The organism is Acinetobacter sp. 18QD2AZ41W (assembly GCF_009829025.1).
Taxonomy (GTDB): domain Bacteria; phylum Pseudomonadota; class Gammaproteobacteria; order Pseudomonadales; family Moraxellaceae; genus Acinetobacter; species Acinetobacter pseudolwoffii.
Map to the genome: position 1 here is coordinate 67,707 of NZ_WURP01000006.1, position 20,911 is coordinate 88,617.

General features: G+C 46.2%; 15 protein-coding genes. 8 read left to right on the plus strand and 7 right to left on the minus strand.

Annotated features, from left to right (window positions below):
- Window positions 1-417: 417 nt before the first annotated feature.
- A complete protein-coding gene (gene omp33-36, locus GVV58_RS10170) occupies window positions 418-1,329 on the plus strand; it encodes a porin Omp33-36 (protein ID WP_289845706.1) in 912 nt (303 codons plus the stop codon).
- Window positions 1,330-1,397: 68 nt separating this feature from the next.
- On the opposite strand, the gene betT is transcribed toward omp33-36, so the two are convergent.
- The 4 genes from betT to GVV58_RS10190 all read right to left on the minus strand — a co-directional run bounded on the left by betT (window position 1,398) and on the right by GVV58_RS10190 (window position 6,526).
- On the minus strand, window positions 1,398-3,368 hold the full coding sequence (gene betT / locus GVV58_RS10175) for a choline BCCT transporter BetT (RefSeq protein ID WP_159516472.1): 1,971 nt from the start codon (window positions 3,366-3,368) through the stop codon (window positions 1,398-1,400).
- 175 nt (window positions 3,369-3,543) lie between these two features.
- The gene (locus GVV58_RS10180; RefSeq protein WP_005095099.1) at window positions 3,544-4,257 is read right to left on the minus strand and encodes an ion channel; all 714 of its coding nucleotides are present in this window, start codon (window positions 4,255-4,257) and stop codon (window positions 3,544-3,546) included.
- A 228-nt stretch (window positions 4,258-4,485) separates the two neighbouring features.
- Complete coding sequence (locus tag GVV58_RS10185) at window positions 4,486-6,192, minus strand: cation acetate symporter (protein ID WP_159516473.1); 1,707 nt, start codon at window positions 6,190-6,192, stop codon at window positions 4,486-4,488.
- Window position 6,193: 1 nt separating this feature from the next.
- A complete protein-coding gene (locus GVV58_RS10190) occupies window positions 6,194-6,526 on the minus strand; it encodes a DUF485 domain-containing protein (RefSeq protein WP_159516474.1) in 333 nt (110 codons plus the stop codon).
- Between the two features lie 181 nt (window positions 6,527-6,707).
- On the opposite strand from GVV58_RS10190, the gene GVV58_RS10195 reads away from it, so the two are divergent.
- Together GVV58_RS10195 and GVV58_RS10200 are read left to right on the plus strand one after the other, a co-directional pair.
- A complete protein-coding gene (locus GVV58_RS10195) occupies window positions 6,708-10,199 on the plus strand; it encodes a PAS domain-containing hybrid sensor histidine kinase/response regulator (RefSeq protein WP_074383882.1) in 3,492 nt (1,163 codons plus the stop codon).
- A gap of 410 nt (window positions 10,200-10,609) precedes the next feature.
- Entirely contained in the window at window positions 10,610-11,371 is a 762-nt protein-coding gene (locus GVV58_RS10200; protein WP_005095093.1) for a hypothetical protein, read from the plus strand.
- A gap of 77 nt (window positions 11,372-11,448) precedes the next feature.
- Here the strand turns inward: GVV58_RS10200 and GVV58_RS10205 are convergent, their stop codons facing one another.
- Window positions 11,449-12,099 (minus strand): response regulator transcription factor, encoded by a 651-nt coding sequence (locus GVV58_RS10205; RefSeq protein ID WP_004281370.1) that lies wholly within the window; start codon window positions 12,097-12,099, stop codon window positions 11,449-11,451.
- A gap of 377 nt (window positions 12,100-12,476) precedes the next feature.
- On the opposite strand from GVV58_RS10205, the gene msuE reads away from it, so the two are divergent.
- From msuE to GVV58_RS10225, 4 genes are all read left to right on the plus strand, one after another.
- Window positions 12,477-13,211, plus strand: a complete 735-nt coding sequence (msuE, locus tag GVV58_RS10210; RefSeq protein ID WP_005095088.1) for an FMN reductase — start codon at window positions 12,477-12,479, stop codon at window positions 13,209-13,211.
- A gap of 29 nt (window positions 13,212-13,240) precedes the next feature.
- A complete protein-coding gene (sfnG, locus tag GVV58_RS10215) occupies window positions 13,241-14,323 on the plus strand; it encodes a dimethylsulfone monooxygenase SfnG (RefSeq protein ID WP_159516475.1) in 1,083 nt (360 codons plus the stop codon).
- Between the two features lie 211 nt (window positions 14,324-14,534).
- Complete coding sequence (locus tag GVV58_RS10220) at window positions 14,535-15,155, plus strand: riboflavin synthase subunit alpha (protein WP_159516476.1); 621 nt, start codon at window positions 14,535-14,537, stop codon at window positions 15,153-15,155.
- Window positions 15,156-15,275: 120 nt separating this feature from the next.
- Complete coding sequence (locus GVV58_RS10225) at window positions 15,276-16,691, plus strand: deoxyribodipyrimidine photo-lyase (RefSeq protein WP_159516477.1); 1,416 nt, start codon at window positions 15,276-15,278, stop codon at window positions 16,689-16,691.
- Between the two features lie 65 nt (window positions 16,692-16,756).
- Here the strand turns inward: GVV58_RS10225 and GVV58_RS10230 are convergent, their stop codons facing one another.
- Entirely contained in the window at window positions 16,757-17,938 is a 1,182-nt protein-coding gene (locus GVV58_RS10230; RefSeq protein ID WP_159516478.1) for an acyl-CoA dehydrogenase family protein, read from the minus strand.
- Window positions 17,939-18,076: 138 nt separating this feature from the next.
- Complete coding sequence (gene acs / locus GVV58_RS10235) at window positions 18,077-20,023, minus strand: acetate--CoA ligase (protein WP_074383876.1); 1,947 nt, start codon at window positions 20,021-20,023, stop codon at window positions 18,077-18,079.
- Window positions 20,024-20,296: 273 nt separating this feature from the next.
- Here acs and GVV58_RS10240 point away from each other — a divergent pair, with 273 nt between their 5' ends.
- Window positions 20,297-20,875 carry a DUF805 domain-containing protein gene (locus tag GVV58_RS10240; protein ID WP_159516479.1) on the plus strand — a complete coding sequence of 193 codons (579 nt, stop codon included), beginning with the start codon at window positions 20,297-20,299 and terminating at the stop codon, window positions 20,873-20,875.
- Window positions 20,876-20,911 lie beyond the last annotated feature (36 nt).

Below are 20,911 nucleotides of genomic sequence, written 5' to 3' on the forward strand. Positions count from 1 at the left end.
TTGGTTCAAAAAAGAGACACCTATTACAATTCTAGAGAAATTCTGCATTAAATTTGTACAATTTATAATAAAGCGTGATGAATTATATAATTCATCTTATATTTTTTGACATATTTATGAATTTATCCTTAAAACATAAATTGAATTTTACGATAAAAAATCAATAATCAATTTAATTAATGAATAACAATATCCACACATTTTCTTCTTAATCTTTGACGTAGTGTTCTATTTTTAAGCTCTAGCTTTTTGTTATAAAACAAATTTTACATAAAATTCAATTTCAAGCTAAATAGATGAATATTACACAAAACTAATACATTATTTTAAGACGAAAAAATACTAAATTCAAAGCGGATTGACTTAATAAATTGTTACAATACAATACGTTCTATGTTGTACATCTTTTGTAACAAAATGGTAAATATCATGAAAAAACTAGGTTTAGCCACTGCTGTATTATTAGCGATGACCGGTGCTCAAGCATATCAATTCGAAGTTCAAGGTCAGTCAGAGTACATCGATAACACTGCAAATGACAAAGACTTCACTGGCGCTGTTCAAGGTACTTATTACTTTAAAGATGTAGATGCTTCTAAAGGTCCTTTAGCTGAAGCTGCTTTCCTAAACCAAGCATCTAATGTTGCTCTAGCGTATAGCTATGGCGAAAATGGTCAAGAAGAAGCTGGACGTTCACGTACTGTAAATCATACTTACGGCGTGAAAGGTGAAACTTATATCCCAACTAAAGTTGTGCCTGTTTATGCAAGCGCTTCTTATAGCCATACCATCGCGGATAACAAAGCGGGTAAAGCAGACGGCAATGGTGACCGTTATGCATTAGAACTAGGTGCATTACTAATCCCTAACTTCTTGGTTGCTGTGGGTTATACCAGTGTTGCTGACCAGACTTCTTATGACGCTTTCAACATCGTTTCTAATGGCGTTGCTAAAGCTGCTCTTGAATCTGCAACAATTAATGAAGACCAAGACGCAATCACTGCACGTACTAAATACGTAGGCGCGATTGACGGTACAAACATGTCAATTGGTTTTGAATCTGGTTTAGTTTATGGTGAAGACACTGCCTACAACCTAGGTACTACGCTTTTCCTTAACCCACAGTTAAGCGTTGGCGCATCTTATATGGAATCTAGCTATGCTGGTTCTCCAGACAAAGCTTGGGGTGCGAACGTAAACTACTTCATCACTCCTGCTGTTGCAGTTGGCGCATCTTATGTAAATGCTAACTACGAAGCAAATCTTGCGCAAACTGCTCAAGTTCGTGATACCCAAACGATCGGCGTAAATGCTAAATTCCGTTTCTAATTTCTGATTAGATTCTGAATTAAAAAAGGACGCATATTGCGTCCTTTTTTATTGTTTTATGACTCCGTTTACTCAGGCGTACGTACCAGACTTAAGAAGTGTAAATGACGTTCATATTGGTCAATGATGTCCTGTAATAGATCTTCTTGCGTCCATTCCATCACATCATAGCCCTGCCCGCCTTCTCTTAAAAAGACTTCTGCCTGATAGGAATCTACGCCCGCATTCTCCAGTTCAGACATAAAGCTTGGACTTAAAGTCTGGGTCGCATTGACCTGATAGATAAAATTAATTTCATCCTGATGATCAACACGGAGCTGTATACCGTCTTCTAGCGGACTAATCGTCACGTGTAATCGGCGCCGTTTCAATTCACTCTGAAAGCTGAGAAATGCCTTATTCACTGTATTTTGAATATACTGCTGCACCTCTTCCTGAGTGTGCGGATAATGCATAATCAGGCCTAATCGCTGTTGCCAGCTGCGCGGATTCTGGATCGCACGCGGGGTAATCCGTGCGGCTTGCAGCGCATGCATTTTGGTGACATCCAGATGTAAGGCTTTGATTAATCCCCAGCACATCAGCAGCATAATGAAGGTAAATGGCAAAGCACTCATGATCGTGGCCGATTGCAAAGCCTCTAAGCCTCCTGCCAGTAAAAGGATGATAGCCAGTAAAGCCATGAGTACGGTCCAGAACAGACGCTGCCAGGTCGGTGAATTTTCACTTTTTGCTGTCAGATAATCAGTCACCAATGCTCCTGAATCGGCAGAAGTCACAAAGAACAGCATCACCAGTAAAGTCGCAATGATACTGGTCACTGAACTGAAGGGTAGATTAGCTAAAAATTCGAATAGAGCCACAGATGAATCACGCTGAACTGCTTCTAGCAAGCTGGTATTAGCTTCGTGCATAATGCTGTACAGTGCGGCATTGCCCATAAAGCCCATCCAGATCAAGGTAAATCCAGTTGGAATCAGCAATACACCCACGATAAATTCACGAATACTGCGCCCTTCCGAGACCCGGGCAATAAACATCCCGACAAATGGCGACCAGGAAATCCACCAGGCCCAGTACATGATGGTCCAGCCCCCAATCCAGCCACTTGGCTGGTAGGCATACAGATTAAAGGTCATACTAAACAGATTAGAGACATACTGGCCGGCATTCTGAATAGTCGTCTGTAACAGATAAATACTCGGACCTGCCACAAAGACAAAAATCAGCAACAGCAGTGCAAGTACCAAATTTAGTTCAGATAAACGTTTAATTCCTTTGTCTAATCCAAAAAATACGGAAGTCGCCGCCATGGCACTGACCACAATAATCAAAATGACCTGAGTACTGGGTGCCTGTTCAATGCCAAACAAATAGTTCAAACCTGAATTGATTTGGGTCACCCCGAAACCAAGCGTGGTGGCCACACCAAATACCGTACCAATGGTGGCAAAGGTATCGACGCCATCTCCAATCGGACCATAGATCTTTTGACCAATCAGTGGATACAAGGCCGAACGGATTTTTAAAGGCAATTGATGCCGGTAAGCAAAATAAGCCAAGGATAGGCCAACAAGCGTATAAATAGCCCAGGCATGTAAGCCCCAGTGGAAAAAGGTGACCCGCATAGATTGTTGTGCAGCCAGTACAGTTTCCGGTTCACCGGCAGGTGGCGTGACATAATGCATCACCGGTTCGGCCACGCCAAAGAACATCAGTCCAATCCCCATTCCTGCGGTGAATAACATCGCAAACCAGGAGGCACTGCTATATTTCGGCTGGCTATGGTCGGGTCCCAGTTTGATTTTGCCCATATCCGATAGGGCAATATAAACCAGAAGGATGAGAAATATCGCCACCGACAATACATAGAACCAGCTAAAGGAGGTGGTAATCCACTGGTTCAGTTGCTGGGTGAAAACTGAAAAAGCATCGGGTGCAAATACGACCAACGCTAAAAATATCGCAATAATGGCGACAGTACTAATAAAAACATTTGGATTGATATTGGCAAACCAGGATGGTTTTGTGGAAGGCATACCTCCTCCATTTTTTAAAAATTGGATCGACAAACAGCGTCAAATAATTATTGGTAAGGTCAAAATGATCAGACAGATTCAGTCTATGGAAGCTAGATCTCCTGCTATTTTAGGATGTTACACAAAATAAAGCCGTTAAGTTACTGTAACCAATACAATAAAAGGATGAACTTCATTACTCAGGCGGGTTTTCTCTATTTTTCACGTTCTTTTTATGAGGTAGACGTGCGATATATTGCAAGGCAATTAAGCGGGATACAATCAGCGCCAGATACATCACCCCGACAAACATCTGGATAATTGCCAGCATCCGTGCCAGCGGACTGACCGGCATCACATCCGACAAGCCCGTGGCGGACTGGACACTAAAGCTGAGAAAGATCAAATCTAGCCAAGGCTGATGGGCTTGCAAGTCAGGATCTGAAAAGCTATAAGGCACCCATAACTGGCAGACACTATAAAGAAAAGCAAAGCCCCAGGCCAGTAAGGTAAATACCGCTCCAGCTGCAAAGAGTTCATCTTTGGTAAGATAGCGGTCATGAAACATATAACGCAACAGGCCATAAGCAGCACTAAAATATGCACTGGCTTCAAACAGATTCGCCGTCACATAGACCCAGGTATAGCGCAGGCCCAAAACAATCAGTGAAGAAAATAGAATTGCGCCGGCCACAAAGCTGAGTCCTAAAATGGTAAACATCGGCGTCTGGCGAATGACCTTGGCAATGACCAGTAACACCAGGACACCGAGCATCCAGGTGATTGCCCGATAGGGCAGGTTTTCATAACTCAACATGGACAAGATCAAAATCAGCAATTGTAAACAAAGCAGCCATGCTGAGGGCAGATGGGTAAAACTGTGCCAGAACTGCTGCAAAGATTGCTTCATACTGCCCTTCTTGTTTGTCTAGTCATGCACGCATGTATTGTTATTTTATCAGGCTTAACATAGCATGATTAAAGCAGTATATAGCTGTACGATTTATATGCAAAGATTGAAAAAATCAAAGTAAAATCTAGCGCACCCAAATTCAGTACGGCGCTTGCTCTAAAAAATTTGGAGCATAAGGGCATAAAAAAAGTCCCTTACGGGACTTTTTTTGCAGGATATCAAATCTTAGTGATCTGATGCGCCTGAGATACCAATACCAGTTTGTGAGCGTACAAACTGCGCATCAAAGGCTTTGCGTTCTGCCTGAGCCTGTGCCGAATTATCCGTCACAGAGAACAACCAGCAGCAGAAGAATGACAATGGCATCGCGAAGATTGCAGGACCATTGAACGGGTTTACTGGCGTATCAGAAATACCCAAAGTATCGACCCATACTGCTTTAGACAGCACAATCAAGGTTACTGCGGTTACCAGACCTGCAACACCACCAATCACTGCACCACGTGTCGTCAAGCCTTTCCAGAACATAGACAATACCAGTACCGGGAAGTTGGCACATGCTGCAACCGAGAATGCCAGACCGACCATGAAGGCTACGTTTTGTTTCTCGAATAGAATCCCGAGAATCATTGCAAAGATCGCAAGACCTAAAGTCGCAATCTTAGACATACGTAGTTCAGAGGCAGGCGTAGTTTGGCCTTTCTTCAACACGTTGGCATACAAGTCATGCGAAATAGCTGAGGCACCTGACAGAGTCAAACCAGCAACGACTGCAAGAATCGTGGCAAATGCAACTGCAGAAATGAAGCCCATGAACAGGTCGCCGCCCACTGCATCAGACAGGTGCACCGCCGCCATATTGTTACCACCAACAAGCTCCAGCTTGCCAGTCACCGCCATTTTTGCAACATCAAGGAATTGCGGGTTGTTCGATACATACAGAATCGCACCGAAACCAATGATGAAAGTGAGCAGGTAGAAATAACCAATAAAACCTGTAGCAACCACGACTGATTTACGCGCTTCTTTGGCATCTTTTACCGTGAAGAAACGCATCAGGATATGTGGAAGACCTGCTGTACCAAACATCAATGCCAGACCTAAAGAAATCGCATCAATCGGATTAGACGCCAGACTACCCGGACCCATGATCTTGGTCGCATCTGTCAGGCTCAAGTCATGTACTTTTGAATAAACACCAATCGCCTGTTCAAACATGTTGGTAAAGCTGAAGCCCACGCCTTTCATGACCATGAATGCCATAAAGGTCGCACCAGACAGCAACATGACCGCCTTGATGATCTGTACCCAGGTGGTTGCCAACATACCGCCGAAAATTACGTAGGCCATCATCAACAAGCCAACGATCACGACTGCAATGTTATAGTTCAGACCGAATAGAAGTTTGATCAGCTGACCTGCACCCACCATCTGTGCAATCAGGTAGAACGCCACCACAACCAGTGAACTTAAAGCAGCCAAGGTACGTACCGGTTTTTCCTGCAAGCGGAAAGATACTACGTCTGACAGGTTGTATTTACCCAGGTTACGCAGACGTTCTGCCACCAGGAACAATACGATCGGCCAACCGACCATAAAGCCCAGTGAATACAGCAAGCCATCAAAGCCTGACAGGAACACCATCGCGGAAATACCCAGGAATGATGCTGCTGACATATAGTCACCGGCAATGGCCAGGCCATTCTGGAAACCAGAAATACCGCCACCGGCCGTATAGAAATCTGTGGTGCTGGTGGTTTGTTTCGCTGCCCATTTGGTAATAAGCAATGTTGCCCCAACAAAAATCACAAACATGATAATTGCAGGCCAGTTGGTTGGTTGCTGTTCTGCTGCACCCAAGTCAGGACCAGCGAAAGCCATACCTGAAGCCATAAGGGTGGTCGCCAGGGCAATAAGAGAATTCCATTTCATCTTAACGTGGTCCTTTTTCATGAGCGATTGCTTCAACTTCACGGATTGCTTCTTCGGTCAATTGATCCAGTTTGTTATTGGCAATGTAGGAATACACGCCACACAAAATGAATGACAAAACAATGATGCCCAGACCGAGTGGAATACCCCACGTGGTCACACCACCTGAAAGTGAAGACAATAGAAACTCTTTGTTATAGCCGACCAAAAGCATGAAGCCGACATAAACGAATAACATGATTGCCGTAAGCGTCCAGCTAAGACGACTTTTCTTGGCAACCATTTCTTTGAATTTTGGATTTTGTAGAATGCGATCTACTTGTACCTCATCCATAATTACTCTCCTGAAGCCCAACCTTGGGCCGACTATTTTTAATTCGAATTATCACTATTACAACTTAACAAGAATCCTATGTTATTGTAATTTAGACTTTGGTCGTTAAAAAATGACCAATTTAAACTGCAGCGTTCATGATGCGCTATCATAGCGGCATGCTCAGCACACATCAGGCTATATGAACAGTTGGCTCATCATAGGGGTACTTGCCCTCTATATCGCATTGCTCTTTATCTGCGCTTTTTACGGGGAAAAACATGCCAGCCGGCTGAGTACCCGTGGGCGCATGCTATTGTTTAGTTTAACTTTAGGGGTGTACTGTTCATCCTGGACCTTTTATGGCGCCACAGGTGCTGCAGTACGGGAAGGCATTATTTTCCTGCCGATCTATCTTGGCCCGCTGTTATTCGTTGCCGTCGGTTATGATATCTGGCGCCGATTAGGACGGGTACGACAGCATCATGCGATTTCCTCAATCGCGGACTTTGTCGCGGCGCGCTATGGTAAAAGTGGCCCGCTGGCATCGCTGGTCACCATTCTGGCAGTGGTCGCGATTGTGCCTTATCTGGCTTTACAGCTACGCGCCATTGCCCTGAGTGCCGCAGTCATTCTGGAACCATCTGCCGGAATTGCCAACACCACCAATGGGGTGCTGTTTTTGACCGGTGTACTGGCCATTCTGGCGATGATCTTTGGCACCCGGCAGATTGCCAATACTGAACAGCATGGCGGTCTGATGCTGGCCGTGGCCTTTGAATCCTTTGTCAAGCTCTTTGCCCTGCTGGCAGTCGCCTGTTTCTTTATGTTTGAAGCACCAGGAAATATGGCACAGATCAGCACAGATATCAGTACCACCTTCCGTGATGTCCAGCTGTTTGGGGTTCCGCAAAGTTTCTGGGTTCAGACCTTGCTGGCAGCCCTGGCAGTTATCTGCCTGCCACGCCAGTTCCATGTGGCAGTGGTGGAGCTGCGTGATGAAAAACATATCCGCGGTGCACGGCGCTGGTTTGCGGTTTATCTGATTCTGACCACGCTGGCGATTATTCCGATTGCCAGCTGGGCATTGCATGCGGCGCCGCAATATCTGGCAATTCCAGATGTGGCGGTCCTGTCCTTACCCCTCAGCTATAATCAGGACTGGCTCACTTTATTGGCATTCTTGGGCGGCTTTTCCGCATCTACCGGGATGCTGCTGGTGTCTTCTGTGGCACTTTCCATCATGCTCAGTAATGATCTGATCATGCCAGCGCTATGGCGTTTAAAACTGATTTCCCGACATGATAAACGCTTGCCGCTGGTACTGAAATTTACCCGCCGGATCTGTATTCTGGGCGTGATGTTGATGGGCTTCCTGTTCTTCAACTTCTTTAATGATATTGATCAGCTTTCTGTTTTTGGCCTGTTGGCCTTTAGTGCCGTAGCACAATTCGCCCCTGCCCTGATCGGTGGCCTCTACTGGCGCGGTGGTAGTAAGCAGGGCGTATATGCGGGTCTGTTGACCGGTTTTGCCTTGTGGTCCTATACCCTGCTATTTCCCACCATTCTGCGCAGCCTGCCAGAAGCCTATCACCGCTTTAGCCAAAATCTGCTCACTAACGGCCCTTTTGGCTGGAACTGGTTACGTCCTGAAGCGCTGATCGGTTTCGAATCGTTTGATCCGCTGACGCATGGGGTGGTCTGGGCACTGGGCCTGAATACAATCCTATATATTTGGATCTCGCGGATTTTCCGTCCGAGTATTGCCGAACAGATTCAGGCTGAAAGTTTCTTCTATTATGAAACCAAGCCACTGCCATCGCAGAGTCCCTCAACTGAAGTCAGTTATTCGCATCAGGATGTGGCGCGTTTAAAAGTCGGCGATCTGATTACCCTGGCCAAGCGCATTACCGGTGAAGGGCCCACTACCCGCGCTTTTCAGCAATTTTGTACCCAAAACAGTGTCGAACTGAATGAAAATAGCAGCGCCAATGGCATGTGGTGGCGTTTTACCGAACAATATCTGGCCGGTACCATCGGGGCAGCTTCGGCACGTACCCTGCTGACCACGGCCATGGTCAATAATGGCCTGGCCTTGGGTCAGGTCGCCAACATTCTCGATCAGGCCTCGCAATGGCAACGTTTTAACCAGAATCTGATCATGACCATGATTGATCACATGACCCAAGGGGTCAGCGTAGTCGATGAAAACATGTGTCTGGTGGCCTGGAATAATCAGTATCTGAAACTGTTCGATTATCCGACCGATATTGTCTATGTCGGCTGTCCAATCGCAGATCTGATCCGTTATAACGCCGAACGTGGTGAATGTGGGCCGGGTTCGGTCGAAGAACATGTCCGCAAGCGTATTCACTGGATGCAGGTCGGCAGTGCCCATGAATTTGAACGGATTCGTAAAGATGGCCGGGTCATTCAGATGCGTGGTAATCCGATCGAAGGGGGTGGTTTCGTTACAACTTTTGCCGATATTACTGCCTTCCGTGAAAATGAAGCCGTCTTGGAAGCCCGGGTTCAGGATCGTACCCAACAGCTGGCAGATGCCTTGTCCGAACAGCAACTGGCGCGTGAACAGGCCGACAAAGCCAATATGTCGAAAAGCCGCTTTATTGCCGCCGCCAGTCATGACCTGTTGCAGCCGATGCATGCGGCGCGTCTGTTCAGTACTGCCTTGGAACAAAGCGTGCAAAATGACGAAGACCGCAAGACCTTGCAGCAACTAGATCGTGCCCTGCATGGTGCAGAAAGCATGCTGTCTGCGCTACTGGATATTGCCCGACTGGAAGGCGGTACCATTCAGCCGAAACGTCAGGCCTATCCGCTACATGACCTGCTCAGTGATCTGGAACTGCAGTTTAAATCCATTGCGGCACAACGTGGCATTCAATTCAGTGTACATGATGCGCAGTTCTGGATTGATACCGATCCACAGTGGATTCGCCGGATTATCCAGAACTTTGTCAGTAATGCGCTGCGTTATACCGCCAAAGGTAAAGTGATGGTCGGGGTCTTACGCTCCAGTACCAAACCGAATCATATCCGCATTGGCGTCTGGGATACCGGACCGGGGATTGCCGAAGAACAACGTATCAAGCTGTTTCAGGAGTTTGAACGTTGCGGCCATACCTCTCCATGGGGTGAACAGGGCCTTGGACTGGGTCTGGCCATCGTACAACGCATGACCAGCATGCTGGATTATCCTGTGCATGTGTATTCGGCGCTGGGCAAAGGCTCCTGTTTTATGATTGAAGTGCCTGTCATCGCAGCACCCAAAGTCGTCGCTGCACCTGTTCAGGCCGTACCACTAAAAACCAAGGCGTTTAAAATCCTGTGTCTGGATAATGATGAAACCATTCTGGAAGGGATGGCGACCTTGTTGAGCAAATGGGGTTATCAAGTCTTTAAAGCCACCGAACCAGAGCAGGCATTGAGGCTGATTCAGCAGGAAAATATTCAGGTCTGGCTGGTCGATCAGCATCTCAATCAGAACAAGATCGGTTTAGACTTTATTCTGGAACAGCGCCGCAATGATGTTCCGGTGGCGCTGATTACTGCCGATTCCGATCCAGAATTGCCACAGCGCCTGAAAGAGCTGAATATTGTATTGCTGAAAAAACCACTGAAACCTGCATCCTTACGATCATGGTTATCCGGACTGAAAATTTCTGATTCCTAAGATTGTATTGCATTCATGAATGCCCATTTTAAAGCTTAAAATGGGCATTTTTTATACTCAACTGCCACAGAAAATCACCTAGCTTGCATAAAATTTATTCTAATGTGCTAAAAGCAGCAAATATGCCGAAAATACAGCCGAATAAATTGACCAAAATGTTCATTTTCTAATTCACCATGGCAAAAAATGACCAATCTGTACCTGTACAGCAGTACACTTATTTACAATTAATTATCTATTTGTTTTAACTCATAATTAAAGGGTAATTTTCCAGCACTATAACTTTAGTCGTATTTTTTATCAGCTATGCTTGGCTCTAAAAATAGAGGAATAAGAAACGATCAGTTTCCATCTCATACATGCCTTGATTATTTGGGTAGCTGATCTTTCTGCATATCGGAGTTCTTCACATGAACATAGATCAAAACCATGGCCTGAATCAGGCCCAGCAGTTTCACCGTCAATATGGCGCCAATGCCTTATTGCCAAGTATTGACTGGGCACAGATCTTTAAATACAGCAAGCTGAATGATGCACAGTATCAGGCACTGGAAACGCTGTATCAGAGTGCAGTCCCTCTGGCACTGCAAGTCTTTGATGAATTACATTTTGATGTCTTTGAACCTTATGCTTACAAGCCGCAAGGACTGGGTCTGTTTGAACGGATTGCCGAGCAGGAAGACAAATTGCTTCAGTCTTTAGAAGCTGAAACAGCGGATCTGCCGGCGCAAACTCGTCATCAGATCTGGAGCATGTTGCTGCGTGGTGGTGCCGTCCTGGTGTTTAAGGCCTGGTTGGGTAAAGTCAAAAACGAAGACAACTGTCTGGATACCAGCCAGTTTGACGAGCTGTCTGATTTACTATTTATCAAAACCTGCCCGCATGAGCTGGCGCAGCGTTTACATGTCGATCCGAACACGCGCGATGATCACATCTTCCTGATGTATGACAATGAAGTCTATCTGGACCGTTTTAACAGTCTGGAAACGGCTGCACTCTTTGTCGATCTGGGCGTTTATGATGCGACTTTCCTGAGCCTGCGAGATGATCGCGTGGCAGAATATCTGAAATCCAAGGGTTATGTCACCGAAGATCAGATCGATGAATTGCAATGTGCTTTAAATCCGTTATTCTGCGATGATTTCACCCGCAAGCAGGATTATATTGCTTAATATGCATGCTTTTTCACTGAATTATTCAGATAAAAAAGACCTCCAGGGAGGTCTTTTTCCATGCGGATATACAGAACTTACATTTTTCGGTCTTCAATATTCAGTGCATTAATGGCCAATACCGCTTGTGTCCGGTTTTGTACGCCAAGCTTACGGAAAATTGCAGTCACATGCGCTTTAATGGTCGCTTCTGATACGTCCAGTTCATAAGCAATCTGCTTATTCAGCAAGCCTTCGGCCACCATCATCAATACCCGGAACTGTTGTGGGGTCAAAGACTGGATCCGTTCCGCCAAGGCAGTTTCATCGGCAGCACGCGGGTCAAAGTTCATGTTGGCTGGCAGATTTGGCGGCAACCAGATCTCGCCTTCCAGCACTTCGCGAATCGCTTCACCAATATGGCTTGGATGGGCAGATTTTGGAATATAGCCCATGGCACCATGCGCAATGGCACGCTGGATAATGCTGACTTCTTCATGTGCAGACACGACAATGATCGGCAGCGACGGATATTGCGCGCGGACGTGTACCAAGGCAGAAAAACCTGATGCGCCTGGCAAATTTAAATCCAGCAGCACAAGATCAGGCTCGGGGCCATTTTCTAGACGTTCATAAAATTCATTGACTGCCGCAGTTTCATGAATCTGGGCTTGTGGCAGGCTATAACGTACAGCCTGAATCAAGGCATGACGAAATAGTGGATGATCATCAACGATTAAAATATTCATAGGCAACGTGAGAGAGATCTTGGCACGGTAGACCCTATTCTAACCACACAACCCGGTTAAGGATATGCAAGACTCTACAATTTTTAAAATAATATGCAGTTTTTCTTCAAAATCACCATTTTTCGCGGTATTTCAATAATTATTTAATTCTCATCACTTTTTTATATATAACGTATTCCTAAATTAAAAAGCTTAGCTATATTCAATATAAATCTACATATCAAAAACTTATATTAAAATTAATGCTTATAAACCAGGCTTTTTTCATATATCGAAAAATCAGATAACTTTTCAGCTTTTCGTTATTTTACAGCCCGGCACTGAATCGGGATTAATAAGGACATTCCGAGATTACTCCTATTTTTCAGGTTCTAAACATGTCTAATTTTAATGCGCAAAAACCCTTAAATATTGTTGCCGTATCGGGTGGTTTAAATCATCCGTCTAAAACAGAAGCCTTGGTTCAGGCCATTATTGATGAACTGGGTGAAGCGACACCAATTCATGTACATTTTATTAAATTTAGTGAAATTGGTTCGCTCCTGGGTGGTGCGATTTATCGTAATCAATTACCGCAGCGCGTTCAGGATGATCTGGCCGCAGTCGAAGCTGCAGATGCGCTGATTGTTGGTACACCCGTATATCGCGCTTCATTTACCGGCTTGTTTAAACATTTCTTTGATTTTGTCGAGCAGACTGCACTGGTCGATGTACCGGTACTTTTAGCAGCTTCAGGTGGTAGTGACCGACATGCGCTGGTGCTCGAACATCAATTACGTCCATTATTCAGCTTCTTCCAGGCTCAGACTTTACCGATTGGCGTGTATGCGACTGATCGTGATTTCACTCCTGAATATACCATTCACAGTGAATTGCTCCGCGATCGTATTACCCTGGCAGTAGCACGTGCCCTGCCTATTCTGGAATGGGCACCGGCCAAAGGACAACGTGCCGAAGTCATTAAAGCAAAAACCCAACAGGCCAACCAGAACTTGAGCATCAATAAACAAATCGAACAAGAAGAAGTGTTGCCCTCTGCGGCTGTACCAAGTCTGGATGCAGCAGAATCCCGCTTGCACAGTAAAAAATCAGCGCAAACGCAAGTTGCTTGATCAGCGATTTTCACTTCGAGGGTTGAAATATGTCACAACAGCAAATACAGCAAGACATCAAATTTGCGTATTGGGTTCCGAATGTCAGTGGCGGTTTTGTCGTCAGTACCATCGAACAGCGTACCGACTGGAGCTATGAATATAACGTGCGTCTGGCACAAGCAGCAGAAAAAAGCGGTTTTGAATATGGCCTGACCCAGATTCGTTTTGCGTCAAGCTATGGTGCAGAAAACCAGCATGAATCTGTCAGCTTCAGTCATGCCTTGCTCGCACAAACCAGCAAGATCAAGTTAATTGCAGCAATTTTACCCGGGCCGTGGAAACCTGCGCTTGCGGCAAAACAATTGGCCAGCATTAACCAGCTCAGCAATGGCCGGATTGCAATTAACGTGGTCAGTGGCTGGTTCCGGGGCGAGTTTGATGCGATTGGTGAAGAATGGCCAGAGCATGACCAGCGTTATGCCCGTTCAGAAGAGTTTATTCGCAGTTTGCGCGGAATCTGGAATACGGATCACTTTAATTTTGATGGCAAGTTCTATCAATTTAAAGACTATACCTTACGCCCACAACCGCTCCCGGATAAACCGGTCGAGATTTTTCAGGGTGGCAGTTCACGTGCGGCGCGCGATATGGCTTCACGTGTTTCAGACTGGTATTTCACCAATGGCAACACCCCTGAAGAGCTGAAAAAACAGATTGATGATATTCGCGAAAAAGCCCGGGCCAATAATCACACTGTAAAAATTGGGGTCAATGCCTTTATCATCGCACGTGATACTGAAGAACAAGCCAAAGCGGTGTTACAGGAAATTATTGATAAGGCCAATATCAAAGCAGTGAAAAATTTTGCTGAAGCGACACGTGAAGCCGGTGCCTCGACAACTGAAGGCGAAGGCAACTGGGCAAAATCAAGTTTTGAAGATTTAGTCCAGTATAACGACGGTTTCAAGACCAATTTAATTGGCACACCGCAGCAAATTGCTGAACGTATTGTAGTTTTAAAAAATATTGGAGTCGATCTGGTGCTTTCCGGTTTCTTGCACTGTGTTGAAGAAGTCGAATATTTTGGAGAAAAGGTGTTGCCATTGGTGCGTGAGCTAGAAGCACAATAACAGCAGGTTGTGCAGGCTAAATCTGCTTAAATCTAAGTGGTGCTTATGCCCAAATATTATAATAATGACGGCACATTCTCTATTTCCCCCTCAAGGCTCGGCTTGAGGGTTTTTTTATCCGGACAGAAACCAAGCAGTCCAGTAAAGCGCTAGCCGGATTTAGCTTTCCTGCCTACAATGGGATGCAATTGCAAGAATAGACGTTTTAACTATGTATACCGGTATTGTTCAAGGCCTGGAACAGGTCATCGAGATTCGCAAAGGCGATGGTTTTATTACCCTATTGGTCAGTGATCAGCACGGCTTTTTTGCAGATGTGTTTATTGGCGCCAGTGTGGCAGTAAATGGTGTCTGTCTCACGGTGACCACGATTGACCGGGCGCAGAAACAGATTCATTTTGATATTTCCAATGTCACCTTGGCGCTTACCACCTTGAAAGCCTTAAAAATTGGTGATGAAGTGAATATTGAACGCTCTGCCAAAGTCGGTGCAGAAAACGGTGGACATAATCTGTATGGTCATATTGAAGGCAGGGCTAAGGTCATCCAGGTTGAAGCTCGCGGTGAAACCCTGCATATCGATTTACAGATTCCAGAGGGTAATATCAAGTACTTCTTCCTAAAAGGCTTTATTGGGCTAAATGGCTGCAGCCTGACCGTGAACCGTGTCGATCGTGCCCACAGTGAAATTTCGATTGACCTGATTCCAGAAACCTTGCGTCTGACCACCTGGAAGCACATCCAGGTGGGCGATACAGTGAATTATGAAATTGACCAGATGACCCGTACTTTGGTGGATACTCTGGAAAATATTTATCAAGCCAAAGCTTAATGGTATAAAGAGACTGGTACGTGCAAAAATCAGTCTCCTATCATATTAATATTTTAATACTATTCCATCGGTAGCAGATTGCCTAAAATGCAGGCTAACTCCCTGATTTAAGAAAGTACCATGCATCTGATCTGGTTTCGCCAAGACCTTCGAATTCAAGACCATGCCGCTTTGTGGCATGCCACTCAACAAGGCCCCTGTGTGGCTTTGGTGGTGCTTTCTCCTGAGCAATGGCAGTTACATCAAGATGCGCCGATCAAAATCGATTTTTATCTGCGACGGCTACAGGTTTTCAAACAGCAACTAGAACAACTGAATATTCCTTTAATTGTGCGAGAAGTCGGCTTGTGGCGTAATCTTGCTGATGAGATGTTAGCACTCTGCCAAAACTTGCAGATTGATAGCGTGCATGCACATATTGAAGTTGGGGTCAATGAACTACAGCGTGATTTCAAGGTTCAGCAACGACTGGAACAGCAGCAGATTCGGGTCGAGCTGTATCATGATCGTACCCTCTTTCCATTGGCGAGTATCCGCAATCAGTCCAATCAACCCTATCAAGTCTATAGTGCCTTTAAGAAAAAATGCTATGAGCGGCTGATTCTCGATGTGCCTTCTGCTTATCCTGTGATTGCGTCTCAGGACTTGCTCGAATTGCCTGCAGAGCTGACACATTTTGATCTGGAAAAGTTTGCGGGTCGCTATTCAATAGAAAATTCTGAAAAACTTTGGCCCGTAGATGAAACTCATGCCCTACAGATGCTGGATGATTTTATCAAAGACCGCTTAAGCAGCTATCAAACAGATCGTGATATTCCAGCGCTTAATGGCACCAGTCAACTCTCGCCTTATTTAAATATCGGCATTCTCTCGATCCGCCAGTGCATTCAGGCGCTGTTTAAACAACATCATGGCTATTTCCAGATCGATGATCTCGGTCAACAAACCTGGCTGGATGAACTGCTGTGGCGTGAGTTTTATCAGCATACCCTGTTCGATTTTCCCCGCGTTTCCAGACATCGCCCGTTTAAAGAAAATACCGATAAAATCCAGTGGCGGCATGCACCTGAAGATTTGGCAGCCTGGCAACAGGGCCAAACCGGGATCCCGATTGTAGATGCCGGGATGCGGCAGCTACTGGCCACCGGCTGGATGCATAATCGGGTGCGCATGATTACCGCAATGTTCCTGTGCAAAAACCTGCTGATCGATTGGCGTTTGGGAGAAAGCTGGTTCATGCAGCAGCTGATTGATGGTGATCTGGCAGCCAATAATGGCGGATGGCAATGGTGTGCTTCGACGGGTATGGATGCGGTGCCTTATTTCCGGATTTTCAATCCGGTCAGCCAGTCACAGAAGTTCGACCCGAATGGGGATTATATCCGTCAGTGGGTGCCTGAACTGGCGCATCTGGATGCCAAAAGCATTCATGAACCCTACGCCAAAAACCCTGACCGTGAACTGGACTATCCAAAACCGCTTGTGGATTTAAAATCTTCCCGTGTCCGGGCAATCGAGGCTTTTAAGCAGCTTTAAAAAAGACCCGTCATCTTAAAAATAATAAAACAGCTTCTCATATAGAGGCTGTTTTATTATTAGGATCAGGAATAAAAACTTGGATCAGGCACTTTTCCGGTCAGCACCCATTCCCCCACTTCCTGATATTTATAATCCACCGGATCATGCAAGGTTTGAGTCCGAACATTACGCCAGAACCGGTCCAGATTCAGTTGCGCAGTCGTTGCCCGTGCACCCATGACCTGAAAAATATTCTGGGTGATATATAAAGAGCTATTGGTCGCGGCAATTTTGGCGGTGGCAATCGCAATCGAGACTTCACCACGCTGCTCGGCAGTCAGATCAGGGCCGATATTCCAAGCTTTCTGCAAGGTCTGAATGGCTTGATCTGCCAATAAACGCACGCTTTCCAGCTGCACATAAAACTCGGCAAAATGCTTTTGGGTAAAAGGATCATTCACTGCATGTTCAGCCAAGGATTTTGACCAGGCTTTTTGGGTTTGTACGGTCTGTTTGGCAACTTCAAAAGCCCCTTCGGCGACACCGAGAAACATATGCACAAATATCAGCTGCGCAATCAATGGACGTAAACTGGAATACGGCGTACTCAGTGGCCCCGGATTGAGCAGCAATTCATCCCGGTGAATGTTGACCTGTTCAAAATGACTGGTGCCGCTGTCAGTCTGGCGCTGGCCCATATTGTTCCAGTCGCCTAGAAAGCTCACACCCTGTCGCTGGGTAGGAATCACGCCAATCAGCAATTTTCCTGCTTCGTTATAACCTGAACACAGCAACATATCCGAATCGATCGAACCAGAACAAAAGCTTTTATCACCATGGAAAATATATTCATGCTCTGAGACTTGAGTTGCCGTGGTACGACGATCCAGCGGATTGAGAGTATTGCCCCAGAACAAATTATTTTGCGCAGTCTGTGCAAACCATTTGCCATATTGCTCGGGTTGGGAAAATAGCTGTACGGTGGCAATCAATAAATGATGAAATCCATAAATATGCGCCAGAGAGCTATCGACCTGCGCCAGGGTCTGAATGGTTTTAAAAATTGTCCGCCAGTCTGCACCCTGTCCACCATAGGCAACAGGAATAGACAAGCCGAGCAGACCACTGTTACGGATCAGGTCTCGTTCATGCTTGGGATTACCGCCCTGCTTGTCTCGCACTGCGGCAGTTTGGGCAAATTGTTCTGCCAGTTTCTGGGCAATATCGACAGGAGATTGATCTAAATATGGTGATCGTACATTCATTATTTTAACTCATGTTCAGCATGTGGGCAGCTTAGCAGATCAAGACGTTGCGCTATATTCGAAAGCATGCAGAGCTTATTCCTGATCTAAAAATACCGGCTGCGTGCAGCCGGTATTTTGCTTGTGGACTTTAGCTATTTAACGAGGATTGGCTTGTACTTCTGCAATCAGATGATCCACCACTTGTGGTTCAGCCAATGTCGAGGTATCGCCCAGGCTATCCAGCTCATTGGCTGCAATCTTTCTCAAGATCCGGCGCATGATTTTCCCTGAACGGGTTTTGGGCAAAGCGGGTGCCCAGTACAGTGCATCGGGTGTCGCCACTGGCCCCAAAATCTTGCGCACCCAGCTCACCAGTTCAGCACGCAATTCATCTGAACTGGTCACGTCGGCCTGTAAGGTGACAAAGGCACAAATTCCCTGCCCTTTAATGTCATGCGGCATACCCACCACAGCAGCCTCAGCCACTGCTTCATGGGCCACCAACGCACTTTCAACTTCAGCTGTGCCTAAACGGTGTCCGGACACATTCAGCACATCATCGACCCGGCCAGTAATCCAGTAATAACCGTCTTTATCGCGACGCGCGCCATCTCCGGTAAAATAAGTACCCGGATAAGTCGAGAAATAGGCTTCGATAAAACGTTCCGGATCACCCCAGATGGTTCGCATCTGGCCCGGCCAGGAATCTTTAATCACCAGATTGCCTTCAGCTTCGCCTTCCAGCTCCTTGCCATCTGCATCGACAATCGCAGGTTGTACCCCAAAGAAAGGCCGTGTTGCAGAACCCGGTTTCAAATCAGTCGCGCCTGGCAATGGCGTAATCATAAAACCGCCGGTTTCCGTCTGCCACCAGGTATCAATGACGGGACAGCGACTTTCACCGACCACGGTGTAATACCAGTTCCAGGCTTCAGGATTGATCGGCTCACCCACCGAACCTAAAATTCTCAGGCTGCTGCGGTCACTTTCCCGCACAAAGGCATCGCCTTCACGCATCATGGCGCGGATGGCTGTCGGTGCGGTATAGAGAATGGTGACGTTATGCTTATCGACAATGTGTCCGGTACGCGCCCAGCTCGGATACTGCGGAACACCCTCGAACATAAGAGTCGTGGTGCCATTCGACAGGGGGCCATACAGCACATAGGAATGTCCGGTAATCCAGCCGACATCTGCGGTACACCAAAAGATATCATCCTGTTTGATGTCAAACACTTCGCGGAAACTGCAATTCACATAAGTCAAATAACCGCCCGTGGTATGCATCACGCCCTTGGGCTTGCCGGTCGAACCTGAGGTATACAGGATAAATAGCGGATCTTCGGCATTCATCGGTTCCGGTGGGCAAATGTCATTCACCGACATGATTTCCATGTGATACCACAGGTCGCGCCCCTCTTGCATTTCAATCGGGTTGCCGGTGCGATGCACCACTATTACATTTTGAATGGAGTCTGTACCAGCCAGTTTCAGGGCTTCATCAACATTGGCTTTCAGCGGAATCGGTTTCCCGCCGCGCATACCGGAATCGGCCGTAATCACCATTTTGGCCTGACAGTCTTCAATCCGGCTGGCCAGAGAATCCGGTGAAAACCCACCAAATACCACGCAATGCACCGCCCCGATGCGCGCGCAGGCCAGCATGGCAATCGCGGCTTCAGAGACCATGGGCATGTACAGCATCACCCGGTCGCCTTTAGCAATGCCATTTTTTTTCAGCACATTGGCGAAACGGCAGGTTTCGTCATGCAACTCGGCAAAAGAAATAATCTTGTGCCGTGAAGGATGATCCCCTTCCCAGATAATGGCCGGCTTATAGGGATGTTCTTTCAGATGACGGTCCAGACAGTTGGCGCTGACATTGAGCTGACCATCAGCAAACCATTCAATTTTAAAATTGTCGGGATCGAAACTGGTATTTTTGACTTGGGTAAAAGGCTTGATCCAGTCCAGACGTTGTGCCTGTTCTGTCCAGAATGCTTCTGGCTGCTCGATGGAATGTTGATAACGTTCGAAATACTGGTCTTCAAGCGTGCGTGCTGTTTTTTTAAAATCTTCGGGTACTGGATAGATCTCTTGCATATGTCACTTCCTTGATTTTGTTCTATCTCATCACGAGAGGTTAATGCTGTGTCGTTGATTGTTTTTTATGCATAACGGCAGTATGGCCTGCTTATTTCGAATCCGGCAATCCTGCTTTCGTCGTAGATTATTTATTCAAATTCAAACAAAATAAAGCACAACTTACAGTACAGAATATTCTGCATAACTGTGTATGATCTGTAGCAATGCCCTTTAAAAAATAGAATTTAGCTCTCGCTCTTATTTCGTCTTGTTCAGTTCAGGATCATATTTATGAAATCGCCAGAATCTCCCTATTTCACCCCTCCCGCTTTAGTGGCAACGGATCATCCCTTGTCGATAAAAGGCCGTTTCGGGCGTCTGAGTTTTATTGCGTGGTCAGCATTTCTACATTTCATCTTCCTGTTTAGCAGTATTGCGCTGGGCTTAAGTATTGATATTGTGAATATTGCAGTCCATTCAATGGATTCTAACTGGCTGCTTTCACTACAAGGCTTGGCCGGTATCGGCGTGCTGATCATGATTCTGGTCTATGCCTATTTCGCTTTAGTGGTGACCGTTCGCCGTTTGCATGACATGAACCGCAGTGGCTGGTGGGCGCTGCTGCTGTTGCTGCCCTTGGTGAACATTTTTGTATGGCTTTATATCGTTTTTGGTTCGGGAGATCGCGGCATAAATGACTACGGTCCTGCGCGGATGACCCTGCTCTGGGAAAAGATGCTGGCCTGGCTGATGATTGTCCTGATACTACTGAGCCTATCTGGGTCGCTGGCTTTATTGGGTTATATGAGCGGTGGAGAACAGCCACATATCCCGCCTGAGATCATGCAAAAAACCACACAATATTTTTAACAGCCGTCTGCTTATTTTTAGGAAATATCCATTCCT